Origin of the sequence: Meridianimarinicoccus marinus (assembly GCF_040689105.1) — a bacterium.
Taxonomy (GTDB): Bacteria; Pseudomonadota; Alphaproteobacteria; order Rhodobacterales; family Rhodobacteraceae; genus Meridianimarinicoccus; species Meridianimarinicoccus marinus.
This window is the reverse complement of record NZ_JBFBVU010000102.1, coordinates 1-368: the sequence shown is the minus strand read 5'-3', so window position 1 is coordinate 368 and position 368 is coordinate 1. Positions and strand designations below refer to the sequence as shown.

1 protein-coding gene is annotated in these 368 nt (G+C 64.4%); it reads right to left on the bottom strand.

Annotated features, from left to right (window positions below; translation table 11 throughout):
• Window positions 1-368, bottom strand: a 368-nt coding sequence (locus tag AB0T83_RS20365; protein ID WP_366195016.1) for a histidinol dehydrogenase, incomplete at both ends; no start/stop codon positions are given.

Genomic DNA, 368 nt, shown 5'->3' with positions numbered 1-368 from the left:
AACAGCGCGCCATAGCAGGTCATGTTCTCGAGGAACCAGTCGTCGCGGTCGGTCATCACCTGGACGTGCTCGCTGGCGATATCATCGGCCACGCTCAGCATTTCTTCATAAGTGTCGCAGACGATGACCTCGCCATAGTCCTCCCAGCTTTTGCGGGCGGTCTCGGCGGTGGGCAGAATGCCGAGGATGCGATCGATCTCGGCCAGGGTGTCGCGGGCCAGCTTGCCGGAGTTGGTCAGCAGAACCGCGGGCGAGTTGTAGCCATGCTCGGCCTGGCCCAGCAGGTCGGTGGCGCACAGCTCCGCATCGGCGGCGGTCTCGTCGGCGATGACCATGGTTTCGGTGGGCCCGGCGAACAGGTCGATGCC